General features: G+C 46.1%; 1 protein-coding gene. It reads right to left on the bottom strand.

Features of this window, described 5'->3' with window-relative positions; genetic code table 11:
• Positions 1-111: 111 nt before the first annotated feature.
• Positions 112-534, bottom strand: a 423-nt coding sequence (locus R7Z49_RS27270; RefSeq protein ID WP_318112793.1) for a pseudouridine synthase, incomplete at its 5' end; no start/stop codon positions are given.

Raw genomic sequence — 534 nt, 5'->3', positions numbered from 1 at the left:
TCGAAGCGGATCTAGAAAAACTCAAATAGCCTTTGAGAATTGGTAAACAACAAAAAGGGTTGGTAAACATGCCAACCCTTTTCTATTTCTCTTCGCTAGAGCACAACCTCTTTACTTAACGAGCTCTTCGTCCCACTCAAATCGAGTAAACAATTGCTGCCACGTATCGTCGATACTCGCTTTCATCACCAGCTCTTCATTTGTAAACGGATGCACAAAACGCAGCTCCGAAGCATGTAACAGCAAGCGGTGTGAATCAAATTCGTTACGGAACAATTTGTTGTGTTTACCATCACCGTGCGATGTGTCCCCCACAATTGGGTGACGTAGGTGGGCCATGTGACGACGCAATTGGTGCTTGCGACCAGTCTTGGGCTTCATTTCCATCAAACAGTAGCGCGTTGTTGGGAACTTGCCCGTCGAATAAGGCACTTCCACTTTCGCCAGTGGTTTGTAAGCGGTTACTGCCTCTTGAGCTTCTTTCTCTTGGGAGGCGAACTTATCTGCAATTTTGTCTAGTTCGACTTTTAACGC

Source organism: Vibrio sp. 1562, assembly GCF_033340155.1.
GTDB lineage: Bacteria > Pseudomonadota > Gammaproteobacteria > Enterobacterales > Vibrionaceae > Vibrio > Vibrio alginolyticus.
Note: the sequence above shows the minus strand (reverse complement) of the source record. Positions and strands in the feature narration are given on the sequence as shown.